General features: G+C 51.6%; 16 protein-coding genes and 1 other annotated feature. Of the genes, 10 read left to right on the top strand and 6 right to left on the bottom strand.

Annotated features, from left to right (window positions below):
* Nucleotides 1–63 precede the first annotated feature (63 nt).
* On the bottom strand, nt 64–1,230 hold the full coding sequence (gene dacD / locus QUE74_RS13050) for a serine-type D-Ala-D-Ala carboxypeptidase DacD (protein ID WP_001354748.1): 1,167 nt from the start codon (nt 1,228–1,230) through the stop codon (nt 64–66).
* Nucleotides 1,231–1,438: 208 nt separating this feature from the next.
* Between dacD and sbcB the strand changes: the two genes are divergently transcribed.
* Entirely contained in the window at nt 1,439–2,866 is a 1,428-nt protein-coding gene (gene sbcB / locus QUE74_RS13055) for an exodeoxyribonuclease I (protein ID WP_000980554.1), read from the top strand.
* A gap of 73 nt (nt 2,867–2,939) precedes the next feature.
* Here the strand turns inward: sbcB and plaP are convergent, their stop codons facing one another.
* From plaP to QUE74_RS13075, 4 genes are all read right to left on the bottom strand, one after another.
* Entirely contained in the window at nt 2,940–4,298 is a 1,359-nt protein-coding gene (gene plaP / locus QUE74_RS13060) for a putrescine/proton symporter PlaP (protein ID WP_000019197.1), read from the bottom strand.
* Nucleotides 4,288–4,350, bottom strand: a complete 63-nt coding sequence (gene yoeI / locus QUE74_RS13065; RefSeq protein ID WP_010723108.1) for a membrane protein YoeI — start codon at nt 4,348–4,350, stop codon at nt 4,288–4,290. The genes plaP and yoeI overlap by 11 nt, the downstream gene beginning before the upstream one ends.
* Nucleotides 4,351–4,564: 214 nt before the next feature.
* The gene (locus QUE74_RS13070) at nt 4,565–5,494 is read right to left on the bottom strand and encodes a LysR substrate-binding domain-containing protein (RefSeq protein ID WP_000803364.1); all 930 of its coding nucleotides are present in this window, start codon (nt 5,492–5,494) and stop codon (nt 4,565–4,567) included.
* 45 nt (nt 5,495–5,539) lie between these two features.
* Complete coding sequence (locus QUE74_RS13075; protein WP_000754726.1) at nt 5,540–6,364, bottom strand: SDR family oxidoreductase; 825 nt, start codon at nt 6,362–6,364, stop codon at nt 5,540–5,542.
* Nucleotides 6,365–6,790: 426 nt separating this feature from the next.
* Between QUE74_RS13075 and hisL the strand changes: the two genes are divergently transcribed.
* From hisL to hisIE, 9 genes are all read left to right on the top strand, one after another.
* Nucleotides 6,791–6,841 (top strand): his operon leader peptide, encoded by a 51-nt coding sequence (gene hisL, locus QUE74_RS13080; RefSeq protein ID WP_001364200.1) that lies wholly within the window; start codon nt 6,791–6,793, stop codon nt 6,839–6,841.
* Nucleotides 6,817–6,940, top strand: a sequence feature (His leader region). Its footprint overlaps the gene before it by 25 nt.
* Nucleotides 6,941–6,986: 46 nt before the next feature.
* On the top strand, nt 6,987–7,886 hold the full coding sequence (gene hisG, locus QUE74_RS13085; protein WP_000131779.1) for an ATP phosphoribosyltransferase: 900 nt from the start codon (nt 6,987–6,989) through the stop codon (nt 7,884–7,886).
* A 5-nt stretch (nt 7,887–7,891) separates the two neighbouring features.
* Nucleotides 7,892–9,196, top strand: a complete 1,305-nt coding sequence (gene hisD, locus QUE74_RS13090; RefSeq protein ID WP_001354750.1) for a histidinol dehydrogenase — start codon at nt 7,892–7,894, stop codon at nt 9,194–9,196.
* Entirely contained in the window at nt 9,193–10,263 is a 1,071-nt protein-coding gene (gene hisC, locus QUE74_RS13095; RefSeq protein ID WP_000108984.1) for a histidinol-phosphate transaminase, read from the top strand. Before hisD ends, hisC begins: the two co-directional genes overlap by 4 nt.
* A complete protein-coding gene (gene hisB / locus QUE74_RS13100; RefSeq protein WP_000080123.1) occupies nt 10,263–11,330 on the top strand; it encodes a bifunctional histidinol-phosphatase/imidazoleglycerol-phosphate dehydratase HisB in 1,068 nt (355 codons plus the stop codon). The genes hisC and hisB overlap by 1 nt, the downstream gene beginning before the upstream one ends.
* A complete protein-coding gene (hisH, locus tag QUE74_RS13105; protein ID WP_001103560.1) occupies nt 11,330–11,920 on the top strand; it encodes an imidazole glycerol phosphate synthase subunit HisH in 591 nt (196 codons plus the stop codon). Before hisB ends, hisH begins: the two co-directional genes overlap by 1 nt.
* On the top strand, nt 11,920–12,657 hold the full coding sequence (gene hisA, locus QUE74_RS13110; protein WP_000586448.1) for a 1-(5-phosphoribosyl)-5-[(5-phosphoribosylamino)methylideneamino]imidazole-4-carboxamide isomerase: 738 nt from the start codon (nt 11,920–11,922) through the stop codon (nt 12,655–12,657). The genes hisH and hisA overlap by 1 nt, the downstream gene beginning before the upstream one ends.
* Nucleotides 12,639–13,415 carry an imidazole glycerol phosphate synthase subunit HisF gene (hisF, locus tag QUE74_RS13115; protein WP_000880156.1) on the top strand — a complete coding sequence of 259 codons (777 nt, stop codon included), beginning with the start codon at nt 12,639–12,641 and terminating at the stop codon, nt 13,413–13,415. The genes hisA and hisF overlap by 19 nt, the downstream gene beginning before the upstream one ends.
* Nucleotides 13,409–14,020 (top strand): bifunctional phosphoribosyl-AMP cyclohydrolase/phosphoribosyl-ATP diphosphatase HisIE, encoded by a 612-nt coding sequence (gene hisIE, locus QUE74_RS13120; protein WP_000954866.1) that lies wholly within the window; start codon nt 13,409–13,411, stop codon nt 14,018–14,020. The genes hisF and hisIE overlap by 7 nt, the downstream gene beginning before the upstream one ends.
* 185 nt (nt 14,021–14,205) lie before the next feature.
* On the opposite strand, the gene wzzB is transcribed toward hisIE, so the two are convergent.
* Nucleotides 14,206–15,183, bottom strand: a complete 978-nt coding sequence (gene wzzB, locus QUE74_RS13125) for an LPS O-antigen chain length determinant protein WzzB (RefSeq protein ID WP_001300963.1) — start codon at nt 15,181–15,183, stop codon at nt 14,206–14,208.
* Between the last annotated feature and the right edge of the window lie 25 nt (nt 15,184–15,208).

Below are 15,208 nucleotides of genomic sequence, written 5' to 3' on the forward strand. Positions count from 1 at the left end.
AAGGAATGAGTGTTGATTATGCGAGCAGACTCGCACTCCTGCCAGTCTGCTGCAAAAGAAAGGTCAGGCCTTATGGTGGAAATAATCACTCAGGCGGGAAAACATGCTGCCTTCCCCGACAGATTCCAGGGTAACCAGCGGCCAGTGCGCCACCTGTTTATCACGGTCGTAAAGTTCAATTTCCCCTACCCGCTGATGGGCGCTAATTGGCGCAGTGAGTTCTTTACCATCAAGGGTATATTTGGCTTTGATATGTGGAATTTCGGCTTTAGGTAGCACCATCCAGAACTCTTGTTCCGTTCCCAGGGCGATAGTTTCTTTATCGCCATACCAGATACGTTCCGTCCCGACCTTTTTCCCACGGTGCAAAATTTTCACTGTAGTAAAGTTTTGTTGCCCCCAACGCAGTAATTTTCTTGCCTCTTCCTCACGACCTTTTGCACTGTCAGCCCCCATTACCACTGCAATGAGACGACGCTGCCCATCCACAGCCGAAGCAATGAGATTAAACCCGGCACCAGAAGTATGACCCGTTTTCAGGCCGTCAACATTCATGGTTTTATCCCACAATAACCCGTTACGGTTTTGCTGGGTAATACCGTTCCAGGTGAGGCTTTTCTCACTGTACATATGATAAAACTCGGGCTCGCCGTGGATGATAGCGCGAGAAAGCACAGCTAAATCATAAGCCGAGCTATGCTGGCCAGGTGCATCCAGACCATGCACTGTTTCAAAATGCGTATCCTTGAGATGCAGCTTCTCGGCATAGTTGTTCATCATTTCAACAAACTGCCGTTGCCCACCGGCAATATAGTCAGCCAGTGCAACACAAGCGTCATTTCCGGAATCCACAATTAAACCACGGCTTAAATCACGTACCGATACGCGATCGCCCTCTTTCAGAAACATCAGTGAAGAACCGACAAACACCGGATTATCTTTCGCCCACGCATCGCGCCCCACGGTGACAATATCATCTGGCGTAATGCGATGACTATCGATAGCGCGACCCACAACATAGCCCGTCATCAGCTTTGTCAGGCTGGCGGGATTGCGCTGTTGATGCTCATTACCCGCGGTGAGAATCTGACCGGTGGTGTAATCCATCAGTACCCAGGACCCGGCATGAATCTCTGGAGGCTGAGGTGAAAAAGGAATGTTTTCCGCCGCAAAACCAGACGATAAGTTAAAAACGAACAAAGAAGCAGCAATAATAAGACGGCGTTTCAACAGCAAACCCTCAGGTGTTTCAAATAGCTGTTCTTTTTACGGAAATACTTATGAACTGGCTGGAATAAAGTGCAAGAAAATGTGACTACTATCTCATTTTTATCTGACATGATCTGTTGCCACTCGCTGCCAAATTGTCGCGCTAAAGCTGATTAGCACGGTGATATTTGATACTCTGGCAGACAGCAGAAATAACGGATTTAACCTAATGATGAATGACGGTAAGCAACAATCTACCTTTTTGTTTCACGATTACGAAACCTTTGGAACGCACCCCGCGTTAGATCGCCCTGCACAGTTCGCAGCCATTCGCACTGATAACGAATTCAACGTCATCGGCGAACCCGAAGTTTTTTACTGCAAGCCCGCGGATGACTATTTACCGCAGCCTGGAGCAGTATTAATTACCGGTATTACCCCGCAGGAAGCACGGGCGAAAGGAGAAAACGAAGCCGCGTTTGCCGCCCGTATTCACTCGCTTTTTACCGTACCGAAGACCTGTATTCTGGGCTACAACAATGTGCGTTTCGACGACGAAGTCACACGCAACGTTTTTTATCGTAATTTCTACGATCCTTACGCCTGGAGCTGGCAGCATGATAACTCGCGCTGGGATTTACTGGATGTTATGCGTGCCTGTTATGCCCTGCGCCCGGAAGGAATAAACTGGCCTGAAAATGATGACGGTCTACCGAGCTTTCGCCTTGAGCATTTAACCAAAGCGAATGGTATTGAACATAGCAACGCCCACGATGCGATGGCTGATGTGTACGCCACTATTGCGATGGCAAAGCTGGTAAAAATGCGTCAGCCACGCCTATTTGATTATCTCTTTACCCATCGCAATAAACACAAACTGATGGCGTTGATTGATGTTCCGCAGATGAAACCCCTGGTTCACGTTTCCGGAATGTTTGGGGCATGGCGCGGCAATACCAGCTGGGTAGCACCGCTGGCGTGGCATCCTGAAAATCGCAATGCCGTAATTATGGTGGATTTGGCAGGAGACATTTCGCCATTACTGGAGCTGGATAGCGACACATTGCGCGAGCGTTTATATACCGCAAAAGCCGATCTTGGCGATAACGCCGCCGTTCCGGTTAAACTGGTGCATATCAATAAATGTCCGGTGCTGGCCCAGGCGAATACGCTACGCCCGGAAGATGCCGACCGACTGGGAATTAATCGTCAGCATTGCCTCGATAACCTGAAAATTCTGCGTGAAAATCCGCAAGTGCGTGAAAAAGTGGTGGCGATATTCGCCGAAGCCGAACCGTTTACGCCTTCAGATAACGTGGATGCACAGCTTTATAATGGCTTTTTCAGTGACGCCGATCGTGCAGCAATGAAAATTGTGCTTGAAACCGAGCCGCGTAATTTACCGGCACTGGATATCACTTTTGTTGATAAACGGATTGAAAAGCTGTTGTTCAATTATCGAGCACGCAACTTCCCGGGGACGCTGGATTATGCCGAGCAGCAACGCTGGCTGGAGCACCGCCGCCAGGTCTTCACGCCAGAGTTTTTGCAGGGCTATGCAGATGAATTGCAGATGCTGGCACAACAATATGCCGATGACAAAGAGAAAGTGGCGCTGTTAAAAGCGCTTTGGCAGTACGCGGAAGAGATCGTCTGAAACAAAAAAGCCGGAGCGACAAACTCCGGCTTTTTGAGATTTACCGGATGATTATGTCATCCGGCTTGTAAGATTATGCAACGTCTTCGTACTGCGGAACCGGGTTACGGAAGCTCTTGGTGACGCAAGCCAGGTAAATCAGACCGATTGCCGCCCAGATCAGCCCCAGAACCATTGAGCTTTCTTCCAGGTTAACCCACAGCGCACCTACAGTCAGCGCACCACACATCGGCAGGAACAGATACTGGAAGTGATCTTTCAGCGTCTTGTTACGCTTCTCACGGATCCAGAACTGCGAGATAACCGACAGGTTAACGAAGGTGAACGCCACCAGCGCACCAAAGTTAATCAGCGCCGTAGCCATTACCAGGTCGAAGTTGATTGCCAGCAGAGCAATCGCGCCAACCAGGATGATGTTCATTGCCGGAGTACGCCATTTCGGGTGCACATAACCGAAGAAGCTTTTCGGGAATACGCCGTCACGACCCATTACGTACATCAGACGCGCCACGCCTGCGTGCGCCGCCATACCGGACGCCAGTACGGTAATGGTGGAGAAGATCAGCGCGCCAACCTGGAACGCTTTACCCGCAACGTACAGCATGATTTCAGGCTGTGACGCATCCGGATCTTTAAAGCGAGAGATATCCGGGAAATACAGTTGCAGGAAGTAAGTTGCAAAGATGAAGATCATGCCGCCGATCAGCGCGGTCAGGAAAATCGCACGCGGGATCACGCGCTCTGCATCTTTGGTTTCTTCCGACAGGTTGCTGATGCCGTCAAAGCCGGTAAAGGAGAAGCACAGGATTGTCGCCCCGGTAATCATCGGAATAACATGCGCATCGCCAGACCAGAACGGACGAGTGCTCGCCAGCGTACCAGCGCCTTCACCTTCAAATACGCCATAAACAACCATGCCCAGAATCACCGCGATCAGCACTACCTGCAACACCACGATGACGGTGTTGAAGTTCGCTACGGATTTCAGACTACGCAGGTTAAAGGCGGTCATAAAGGCCACCAGCGCCACCACAAACATCCACGATGGGATGGAAGGCACCAGAGCTTCAAAATAGATTTTCGCCAGCAGAATGTTGATCATCGGCGCGAACAGATAGTCGAGCAGAGAAGACCAACCCACCATAAAGCCGACGGTCGGGCTAATGGATTTCTGGGCGTAAGTGTATGCAGAGCCAGCAGAAGGATAGCGGCGAACCAGCTTCCCGTAGCTCAGAGCCGTAAACAGGATCGCAATCAATGCGAACGCATAGGCTGTCGGCACATGACCATCCGTGAGGCCTGAAACGATACCAAATGTATCAAACAGCGTCATCGGCTGCATATAGGCAAGACCCATCATTACAACCGGAACTAACGTAAGCGTTTTACGCAATTCCACGCGAGAGGTGTTTGGAGTAACGTTATGCGACATGGTCATTCTCCTTTACGGTAATAACCGTCGCGTAAGCAAAAAATTGCCCCATTTTTTTGGATTCCTCAGCGACAACAACTGTCGATTTTTAGTAAATATCTATCCGGTACGAAGCCCGGCCTCTTGGTATGAATGATTGGTTTGAAGCAAAAAATAACCGACGCTAATTAAACGTCGGTTTTTAGTCATTTTTTGACAGCGGCGCATTGTGCCTAAATGGGGGGGAAATGACAAGAGAATGAGAGGCTTGTCATAATAATTTTTCTTTAAATGGCTGATTTTCCGTCATCAGATTTTGCATAAACACCGGCGATCGCACTATTTGCTAAAATCTCGTCTCGCCACCAGGCGCTGGCAAGTCCTGCGGTCTGTTCGTTCCAGCCAATCCAGACAGGTTCAAAGAGAGTTTGGGCGACCACTTTCTTCTCGATTAACGCGCCACTATCGAGAAAACGTTGTGCCAGATAACGGGGTAAATAGCCGCAGCCGAGGCCGCTAATTTGCAGCTCCAGCTTGGTTTTAAAATCGAAAACGGTAATGGCTTCTTGTTCGTCGAGAAGTTGCGAGGCCGTAGAAGCGCCTGCCTGCGCAGTATCCCCTACCACAATCGCCCTATATCGCTTAATGATACGACGGTTTAACGGTTCTTCTTCCTGGGCTAACGGATGATGGGGCGCGACCGCAAAGACTTGTTCAAGATCGCCCAACCGTGAGAAACCAAACTCACTGGAAGATGGTGGCTCATGCATCGCGCCAACAATAATATCCGCTCGCCCCTGAGTCAGGGCATCCCATGAACCACCGAGTACGCCATTGATAAACTTCAGGCGCGTCACGCTATGATGTTGATAAAAAGCTTCAATGAGTGGCGCAAGCAGAGAAAAAGGAAACGTGTCGTCCACGCCAATCACCAGCTCGTTTTCCCAGCCTTCATGCAGTTTTATCGCCTGTTTTTCCAGTTCTCGCACGGTATGCAGAACTTCCCGCCCCTTCTCTAATAACATTTTTCCGGTGCGGGTGAATTTTGCGCGGTGACCGCTACGATCAAGCAATTGAATATTAAGGTCGCTTTCCAGCTTGTGAACGGTGTAACTCAGAGCAGACGGCGTCTTATAGAGTTTGGCCGACGCCGCCGCAAAACTGCCTTCTTTTTCTAAGGCATCGAGGATCATCAACACATCCAGCAGTGGTTTCATACACGCCCCCTTGCAGTGCATGCGGCGTCCTGCTGGCGTGATCGTTTACTCCAGCGGCATTACCAGCGGATCGGGATACTGGTATTCAAATCCCAGTTCATTACAAATCCGACTGCCATCAATAATCTTACCTTTGCCGCTGTCCAGACTATTTCTGAACTGCGGAGGTTCCAGTCCCAGTAAACGGGCCATCTGCGGATAGAAAACATTACGCGCAGGGTGAGCTGGCGCACATATATTATAGATGTGTCCGCCTTTAGGTGCCTGTAACAACAGGGTGATAGCGCCAATAACATCTTCTAAATGGACTAAATTGACACCATGTTCACCATCAGGCGCGGTTTTTCCGGCAAAAAAGCGACCAGGATGACGTTCCGGCCCGACCAGGCCCGCAAGACGCAGAATATCGACTGAAGTACCGGGTAAATTGTGCAGCCAGTCTTCAAGTTCTTTTAATACTCGTCCACTGTTGGTCACCGGATTACGCGGGGTCGTTTCTTTAACGGTGCCTTGTGCGTCGCCATAGACAGACGTTGAGCTGGTAAAAATAATGCGGGGAATATGATGAGCCAGCGCACTATCCACTAACTCTTGTACCGCTTGTAAATAGAACTCATCGCCGGGGCCGCTACGACGTGCCGGAAGCGTGATGACCAGCGCATCAGCATCCATCAGGGCATCCAGATCGTCAGAATCGCAAACTAACTCAGGTTCCATGCGAAGCAGATAACTATCAATGCCACTCATTCGGGCCGCTTCGACGCCATCTTGTGTGGTTTTACTCCCGGTGACTTGCCAGCCTCGCGCTGAAAGTGACATCGCTAGCGGCATACCTAACCACCCTAACCCGACAATTGCGACCTTTTTCATCCGTTATCTCCTGATACACCTTAGATCTATAAGGCTACGCTAGCGTATCAAAACTGACAATTCATTCTATGAATGAAATCGAAACTGTTAGCAAATATACAATTGCCTGATGCGCTCCGCTTATCAGTCCTACAAAAACATCAATATATTGAATTTAGGCAACATTTGTAGACCAGATAAGGCATTCACGCCGCATCCGGCAGGAACCAAGCCCACTTTAGTTACAGAACACAATGTTCTTGAGGGTTTTAAAGACATATTTTCACGATTACTTTTTTAACGTAGCCACTCCTGGCCCTCTCCTTTCCCCGCTCATTCATTAAACAAATCCATCGCCATAAAATATATAAAAAAGCCCTTGCTTTCTAACGTGAAAGTGGTTTAGGTTAAAAGACATCAGTTGAATAAACATTCACAGAGACTTTTATGACACGCGTTCAATTTAAACACCACCATCATCACCATCATCCTGACTAGTCTTTCAGGCGATGTGTGCTGGAAGACATTCAGATCTTCCAGTGGTGCATGAACGTATGAGAAAGCCCCCGGAAGATCACCTTCCGGGGGCTTTTTTATTGCGCGGTTGATAACGGTTCAGACAGGTTTAAAGAGGAATAAGAAAATGACAGACAACACTCGTTTACGCATAGCTATGCAGAAATCCGGCCGTTTAAGTGATGACTCACGCGAATTACTGGCGCGCTGCGGCATTAAAATTAATCTTCACACCCAGCGCCTGATCGCGATGGCAGAAAACATGCCGATTGATATTCTGCGCGTGCGTGACGACGACATTCCCGGTCTGGTAATGGACGGCGTGGTTGACCTTGGGATTATCGGCGAAAACGTGCTGGAAGAAGAGCTGCTTAACCGCCGCGCCCAGGGTGAAGATCCTCGCTACTTTACCCTGCGTCGTCTGGATTTCGGCGGCTGCCGCCTTTCGCTGGCAACGCCGGTTGATGAAGCCTGGGACGGCCCGCTCTCCTTAAACGGTAAACGTATCGCCACCTCTTATCCTCACCTGCTCAAGCGTTATCTCGATCAGAAAGGCATCTCTTTTAAATCCTGCTTACTGAACGGTTCTGTCGAAGTTGCGCCGCGCGCCGGACTGGCGGATGCGATTTGCGATCTGGTTTCCACCGGTGCCACGCTGGAAGCTAACGGCCTGCGCGAAGTCGAAGTTATCTACCGCTCGAAAGCCTGCCTGATCCAACGCGATGGCGAAATGGAAGAATCCAAACAGCAACTGATCGACAAACTGCTGACGCGTATTCAGGGCGTGATCCAGGCGCGCGAATCAAAATACATCATGATGCACGCACCAACCGACCGACTGGATGAAGTCATCGCCCTGCTGCCAGGTGCCGAACGCCCAACCATTCTACCGCTGGCGGGTGATCAACAGCGCGTAGCGATGCACATGGTCAGCAGCGAAACCCTGTTCTGGGAAACGATGGAAAAACTGAAAGCGCTGGGTGCCAGTTCAATCCTGGTCCTGCCGATTGAGAAGATGATGGAGTGATCGCCATGAGCTTTAACACAATCATTGACTGGAATAGCTGTACTGCGGAGCAACAACGCCAGCTGTTAATGCGCCCGGCGATCTCCGCCTCTGTAAGCATTACCCGCACTGTTAACGATATTCTCGATAACGTGAAAACGCGTGGCGATGAGGCCTTGCGGGAATACAGCGCGAAGTTTGATAAAACCACGGTTACCGCGCTGAAGGTATCTGCGGATGAGATCGCCGCTGCCAGCGAACGCCTGAGCGACGAGCTAAAACAGGCGATGGCGGTGGCAGTAAAGAATATTGAAACCTTCCACACTGCGCAAAAGCTGCCGCCGGTAGATGTTGAAACTCAGCCTGGCGTTCGTTGCCAGCAAGTCACGCGCCCGGTGGCTTCAGTGGGTTTGTATATTCCTGGCGGCTCCGCACCGCTCTTCTCAACGGTATTAATGCTGGCAACTCCGGCGCGTATAGCAGGCTGTAAAAAAGTAGTGTTGTGCTCACCGCCGCCGATTGCCGATGAAATTCTTTACGCGGCGCAGCTGTGCGGCGTGCAGGACGTGTTTAACGTCGGTGGCGCACAAGCCATTGCCGCACTGGCGTTTGGTACAGAATCCGTGCCGAAAGTGGACAAAATCTTCGGGCCTGGCAACGCCTTTGTCACCGAGGCAAAACGTCAGGTGAGCCAGCGTCTGGACGGTGCGGCGATCGATATGCCGGCAGGCCCGTCGGAAGTGCTGGTGATTGCTGACAACGGCGCTACGCCGGATTTCGTGGCTTCTGATTTGCTCTCTCAGGCTGAACACGGCCCGGATTCACAGGTGATTTTACTGACTCCTGATGCTGATATGGCGCGTCGCGTTGCCGAAGCCGTCGAACGCCAGCTGGCAGAACTGCCGCGAGCCGAAACCGCCCGTCAGGCACTGAGCGCCAGCCGCCTGATCGTAACCAACGATTTAGCGCAGTGCGTGGAGATCTCCAACCAGTACGGCCCGGAGCATCTGATCATTCAGACCCGCAACGCCCGCGAACTGGTCGATGGCATTACCAGCGCCGGTTCGGTATTTCTCGGTGACTGGTCACCGGAATCGGCAGGTGATTACGCCTCCGGCACGAACCACGTGCTGCCGACTTACGGTTATACCGCCACCTGTTCCAGCCTCGGGCTGGCAGATTTCCAGAAACGCATGACCGTACAGGAACTGTCGAAAGAAGGCTTTTCCACGCTGGCTTCGACCATTGAAACACTGGCCGCCGCCGAGCGCCTGACTGCCCACAAAAATGCCGTTACTTTGCGTGTTAACGCCTTTAAGGAGCAAGCATGAGCACCGTGACTATTACCGATTTAGCGCGTGAAAACGTCCGCAACCTGACGCCGTATCAGTCGGCGCGTCGTCTGGGCGGTAATGGCGACGTCTGGCTGAACGCCAACGAATACCCCACAGCCGTGGAGTTTCAGCTCACTCAGCAAACGCTCAACCGCTACCCGGAATGCCAGCCGAAAGCGGTGATTGAAAATTACGCGCAATATTCAGGCGTAAAACCGGAACAGGTGCTGGTCAGCCGTGGCGCGGACGAAGGTATTGAACTGCTGATCCGCGCTTTTTGCGAACCAGGTAAAGATGCCATCCTCTACTGCCCGCCAACGTACGGCATGTACAGCGTCAGCGCTGAAACCATTGGCGTCGAGTGCCGCACAGTGCCGACCCTGGACAACTGGCAACTGGACTTGCAGGGCATTTCCGACAAGCTGGACGGCGTAAAAGTGGTCTATGTTTGCAGCCCCAACAACCCGACCGGGCAACTGATCAATCCGCAGGATTTTCGCACTCTGCTGGAGCTAACCCGCGGAAAAGCCATTGTGGTTGCCGATGAAGCCTATATAGAGTTTTGCCCGCAGGCATCGCTGGCTGGCTGGCTGACGGAATATCCGCACCTGGCTATTTTGCGCACACTGTCGAAAGCTTTTGCTCTGGCAGGGCTTCGTTGCGGATTTACGCTGGCAAACGAAGACGTCATCAACCTTCTGATGAAAGTGATCGCCCCCTACCCGCTCTCGACACCGGTTGCCGATATTGCGACCCAGGCGTTAAGCCCGCAGGGAATCGACGCCATGCGCGAACGGGTGGCGCAAATTATTGCAGAACGCGAATACCTGATGGGCGCACTGAAAGAGATCCCCTGCGTGGAGCAGGTTTTTGACTCTGAAACCAACTACATTCTGGCGCGCTTTAAAGCCTCCAGTGCAGTGTTTAAATCTTTGTGGGATCAGGGCATTATCTTACGTGATCAGAATAAACAACCCTCTTTAAGCGGCTGCCTGCGAATTACCGTCGGAACCCGTGAAGAAAGCCAGCGCGTCATTGACGCCTTACGTGCGGAGCAAGTTTGATGAGTCAGAAGTATCTTTTTATTGATCGCGATGGAACCCTGATTAGCGAACCGCCGAGTGATTTTCAGGTGGACCGTTTTGACAAACTCGCCTTTGAACCGGGCGTGATCCCGGAACTGCTGAGGCTGCAAAAAGCGGGCTACAAGCTGGTGATGATCACTAATCAGGATGGTCTGGGAACACAAAGTTTCCCGCAGGCGGATTTCGATGGCCCGCACAATCTGATGATGCAGATCTTCACCTCGCAAGGCGTGCAGTTTGATGAAGTGCTGATTTGCCCGCACTTGCCCGCCGATGAGTGCGACTGCCGTAAGCCGAAAGTAAAACTGGTGGAACGTTACCTGGCTGAGCAAGCGATGGATCGCGCTAACAGTTATGTAATTGGCGATCGCGCGACCGATATTCAACTGGCGGAAAACATGGGCATTAATGGTTTACGCTACGACCGCGAAACCCTGAACTGGCCAATGATTGGCGAACAGCTCACTAAACGCGATCGTTACGCTCACGTAGTGCGTAATACCAAAGAGACGCAGATTGACGTTCAGGTGTGGCTGGATCGCGAAGGCGGCAGCAAGATTAACACCGGCGTTGGCTTCTTTGATCACATGCTGGATCAGATTGCTACCCACGGCGGCTTCCGGATGGAAATCAACGTTAAAGGCGACCTCTATATCGACGATCACCACACTGTCGAAGATACCGGTCTGGCGCTGGGCGAAGCGTTAAAAATAGCTCTTGGCGACAAACGCGGTATTTGCCGCTTCGGTTTTGTGCTGCCGATGGACGAATGTCTTGCCCGCTGCGCGCTGGATATCTCTGGTCGCCCGCACCTGGAATATAAAGCCGAGTTTACCTACCAGCGTGTAGGCGATCTCAGCACCGAAATGATCGAGCACTTCTTCCGTTCGCTCTCATACACCATGGGCGTGACCCTGCACCTGAAAACCAAAGGTAAAAATGATCACCACCGTGTAGAGAGCCTGTTCAAAGCTTTTGGTCGCACCCTGCGCCAGGCCATCCGCGTGGAAGGCGATACCCTGCCCTCGTCTAAAGGAGTGCTGTAATGAACGTGGTGATCCTTGATACCGGCTGCGCCAATTTGAACTCGGTGAAGTCAGCCATTGCGCGTCACGGTTATGAACCCAAAGTCAGCCGTGACCCGGACGTCGTGTTGCTGGCCGATAAACTATTTTTACCCGGCGTAGGCACCGCACAAGCAGCGATGGATCAGGTGCGTGAGCGCGAACTGTTTGATCTCATCAAAGCCTGTACCCAACCGGTGCTGGGCATCTGCTTAGGAATGCAACTGCTGGGGCGGCGCAGCGAAGAGAGCAACGGCGTCGATTTGCTGGGCATCATCGACGAAGACGTGCCGAAAATGACCGACTTTGGTCTGCCGCTGCCGCATATGGGCTGGAACCGCGTTTACCCGCAGGCAGGCAACCGCCTGTTTCAGGGGATTGAAGACGGTGCGTACTTTTACTTTGTTCACAGCTACGCAATGCCGGTCAATCCGTGGACCATCGCCCAGTGTAACTACGGCGAACCGTTCACCGCGGCGGTACAAAAAGATAACTTCTACGGCGTGCAGTTCCACCCGGAGCGTTCTGGTGCCGCTGGCGCTAAGTTGCTGAAAAATTTCCTGGAGATGTGATGATTATTCCGGCATTAGATTTAATCGACGGCACCGTGGTGCGTCTCCATCAGGGCGATTACGGCAAACAGCGCGATTACGGTAACGACCCGCTGCCGCGCTTACAGGATTACGCCGCACAAGGTGCCGAAGTACTGCACCTGGTGGATCTGACCGGGGCAAAAGATCCGGCTAAACGTCAAATCCCGCTGATTAAAACCCTGGTCGCGGGTGTTAACGTTCCAGTGCAGGTTGGCGGCGGCGTGCGTAGCGAAGAAGACGTGGCGGCGTTACTGGAAGCAGGCGTTGCGCGTGTGGTGGTTGGCTCCACCGCGGTGAAATCACCAGAAATGGTGAAAGGCTGGTTTGAACGTTTTGGTGCCGATGCCTTAGTGCTGGCGCTGGATGTCCGTATTGACGAGCAAGGCAACAAGCAGGTGGCAGTCAGCGGCTGGCAAGAGAACTCGGGCGTTTCACTGGAACAACTGGTGGAAACCTATCTGCCCGTCGGCCTGAAACATGTGCTGTGTACAGATATCTCGCGCGACGGCACGCTGGCAGGTTCTAACGTCTCTTTATATGAAGAAGTGTGCGCCAGATATCCGCAGGTGGCATTTCAGTCCTCCGGCGGTATTGGCGACATTGAAGATGTTGCTGCTCTACGTGGTACTGGCGTGCGCGGCGTAATAGTTGGTCGGGCATTACTGGAAGGTAAATTCACCGTGAAGGAGGCCATCGCATGCTGGCAAAACGCATAATTCCGTGTCTCGACGTTCGTGATGGTCAGGTGGTGAAAGGCGTACAGTTTCGCAACCATGAAATCATTGGCGATATTGTACCGCTGGCAAAACGCTACGCCGAAGAAGGCGCTGACGAACTGGTGTTCTACGATATCACCGCTTCCAGTGATGGCCGTGTGGTAGATAAAAGCTGGGTATCTCGCGTGGCAGAAGTCATCGACATTCCGTTCTGCGTGGCGGGTGGGATTAAATCGCTGGATGACGCCGCCAAAATTCTTTCCTTTGGCGCGGATAAAATTTCCATCAACTCCCCTGCGCTGGCGGATCCGACGTTAATTACTCGCCTGGCGGATCGCTTTGGCGTGCAGTGTATTGTGGTCGGTATTGATACCTGGTACGACGCCGAAACCGGTAAATATCATGTGAATCAATATACCGGAGATGAAAGCCGCACCCGCGTCACTCAGTGGGAAACGCTCGACTGGGTACAGGAAGTGCAAAAACGCGGTGCCGGAGAAATCGTCCTCAACATGATGAATCAGGACGGCGTGCGTAACGGTTACGATCTCGAACAACTGAAAAAAGTGCGTGAAGTTTGCCACGTCCCGCTGATTGCCTCCGGTGGCGCAGGCACCATGGAACACTTCCTCGAAGCCTTCCGCGATGCCGACGTTGACGGCGCGCTGGCAGCTTCTGTATTCCACAAACAAATAATCAATATTGGTGAATTAAAAGCGTACCTGGCAACACAGGGCGTGGAGATCAGGATATGTTAACAGAACAACAACGTCGCGAACTGGACTGGGAAAAAACCGACGGATTGATGCCGGTAATTGTTCAACACGCGGTATCCGGCGAAGTGCTAATGCTGGGCTATATGAATCCGGAAGCTCTGGACAAAACCATCGAAAGCGGCAAAGTCACCTTCTTCTCGCGCACTAAACAGCGACTGTGGACCAAAGGTGAAACGTCCGGCAATTTCCTCGACGTAGTGAGCATTGCGCCGGACTGCGACAACGACACATTGCTGGTGCTGGCGAATCCCATCGGCCCGACCTGCCACAAAGGCACCAACAGCTGCTTCGGCAACACCGCTCACCAGTGGCTGTTCCTGTATCAACTGGAACAACTGCTCGCCGAACGGAAATCTGCCGACCCGGAAACCTCTTACACCGCCAAACTGTATGCCAGCGGCACTAAACGCATTGCGCAGAAAGTGGGCGAAGAAGGCGTGGAAACCGCACTGGCAGCAACGGTACATGACCGCTTTGAGCTGACCAACGAGGCGTCTGATTTGATGTATCACCTGCTGGTGCTGTTGCAGGATCAGGATCTGGATTTAACGACGGTAATTGAGAACCTGCGTAAACGGCATCAGTGAGTTGCGGGCTGAGCAGGTGTGATGTTGTTGTCACACCCGGAGCCATTGCCCGATGCGCAAGCTTATCGTGCCTACACATTATCTCAACACACGTAGGCCGGATAAGATGCGCCAGCATCGCATCCGGCAAAAAAAACGGGCATGGTGTCACCACCCTGCCCGTTTCTCTTAAATGCACAATAATATTATTTCGCGTTGTAATTACGCAGCGCGTTACGCCCCAGCACAATCCCCGCGCCAACCATGCCGCCCAGCAGCACCGCCAGAATCAAGGTAATTGCCTTTTTCGGGCTATCGCGACGAATAGGTAACGTCGGTTTCATCACATAACGGTAAGCATGAATATCAAGATCATCAACCTTTAAGTTTTCGATATCCAGCAGGTTTTGACGAGTCTGATAGTAGTTTGGCGAGAACACCAACGGACGGGTCGCCTCGTGCTTAATCATCGACTCCAGCGCTTCGCTCCCCAAAAGGAACAACGTATCTTGTGTCACATCTTCAGTCTGCTGAACTTGTGGCTTTGTCACCTGCGCCTGATTCGCATACTGCAACGCTTCCTGAATCTGACGGATACGCAGATCTTTCTGTTCCTGCGCAACCACTTCCTGTGTTCTTAAAGAGTCCTGCAAGTTTTTCCGTCCCAGAGCAATGTTGTCCTTGAGATCCTTTTCTAGCTCTTGATTCACTTTATCGTCAACTTGCTGAATGTATTGGGCCAACTTCATTTGTGCGCCCTCTGCAGTTTGCCCAACATAAGAAACAGTCAATGGTAATTGCTGGTTCTTAACAGAAGGTTCGATGGTAAGTTTTTCTGGTTCTTCCTGATTATCCAGCGTTTCTGCTAATGCAGAGAAGGCAGAACTGAAGCGACCAATTAACGTCTCCTGCAAATCCGATACTTTCGGTGCAGCCTGACCATAGATAACATTCATGGCATTGTTATAGCCAGCAATTTGCCCCACATCGGGCTGAGTGATAATTGCTGTTGACGTCCATTTCTCCTTCGCTACTGCCAAATATCCAATAGCCAGAGCTATAGCCACAATGACAGAAATGATGATTGTCATCTTGCCACGCCATAGTTGGACCAGTAAATCAATCAAATCAATCTGTTCCGGGTCATGGTTTTGCCCAGAAACATTATTATTTTCTACTCTCATCATTACCCTAACGGACGAAATAATT

Source organism: Escherichia sp. 10290 (genome assembly GCF_030295155.1).
GTDB lineage: Bacteria > Pseudomonadota > Gammaproteobacteria > Enterobacterales > Enterobacteriaceae > Escherichia > Escherichia coli_F.

Excerpts from the sequence above, each read along its gene's own strand:
- sbcB (WP_000980554.1), top strand. The coding sequence starts at position 1,439 with ATGATGAATGACGGTAAGCAACAATCTACCTTTTTGTTTCACGATTAC.
- plaP (WP_000019197.1), bottom strand. The coding sequence starts at position 4,298 with ATGTCGCATAACGTTACTCCAAACACCTCTCGCGTGGAATTGCGTAAA.
- QUE74_RS13070 (WP_000803364.1), bottom strand. The coding sequence starts at position 5,494 with ATGAAACCACTGCTGGATGTGTTGATGATCCTCGATGCCTTAGAAAAA.
- QUE74_RS13075 (WP_000754726.1), bottom strand. The coding sequence starts at position 6,364 with ATGAAAAAGGTCGCAATTGTCGGGTTAGGGTGGTTAGGTATGCCGCTA.
- hisG (WP_000131779.1), top strand. The coding sequence starts at position 6,987 with ATGACAGACAACACTCGTTTACGCATAGCTATGCAGAAATCCGGCCGT.
- hisD (WP_001354750.1), top strand. The coding sequence starts at position 7,892 with ATGAGCTTTAACACAATCATTGACTGGAATAGCTGTACTGCGGAGCAA.
- hisC (WP_000108984.1), top strand. The coding sequence starts at position 9,193 with ATGAGCACCGTGACTATTACCGATTTAGCGCGTGAAAACGTCCGCAAC.
- hisB (WP_000080123.1), top strand. The coding sequence starts at position 10,263 with ATGAGTCAGAAGTATCTTTTTATTGATCGCGATGGAACCCTGATTAGC.
- hisH (WP_001103560.1), top strand. The coding sequence starts at position 11,330 with ATGAACGTGGTGATCCTTGATACCGGCTGCGCCAATTTGAACTCGGTG.
- hisA (WP_000586448.1), top strand. The coding sequence starts at position 11,920 with ATGATTATTCCGGCATTAGATTTAATCGACGGCACCGTGGTGCGTCTC.
- hisF (WP_000880156.1), top strand. The coding sequence starts at position 12,639 with ATGCTGGCAAAACGCATAATTCCGTGTCTCGACGTTCGTGATGGTCAG.
- hisIE (WP_000954866.1), top strand. The coding sequence starts at position 13,409 with ATGTTAACAGAACAACAACGTCGCGAACTGGACTGGGAAAAAACCGAC.
- wzzB (WP_001300963.1), bottom strand. The coding sequence starts at position 15,183 with ATGAGAGTAGAAAATAATAATGTTTCTGGGCAAAACCATGACCCGGAA.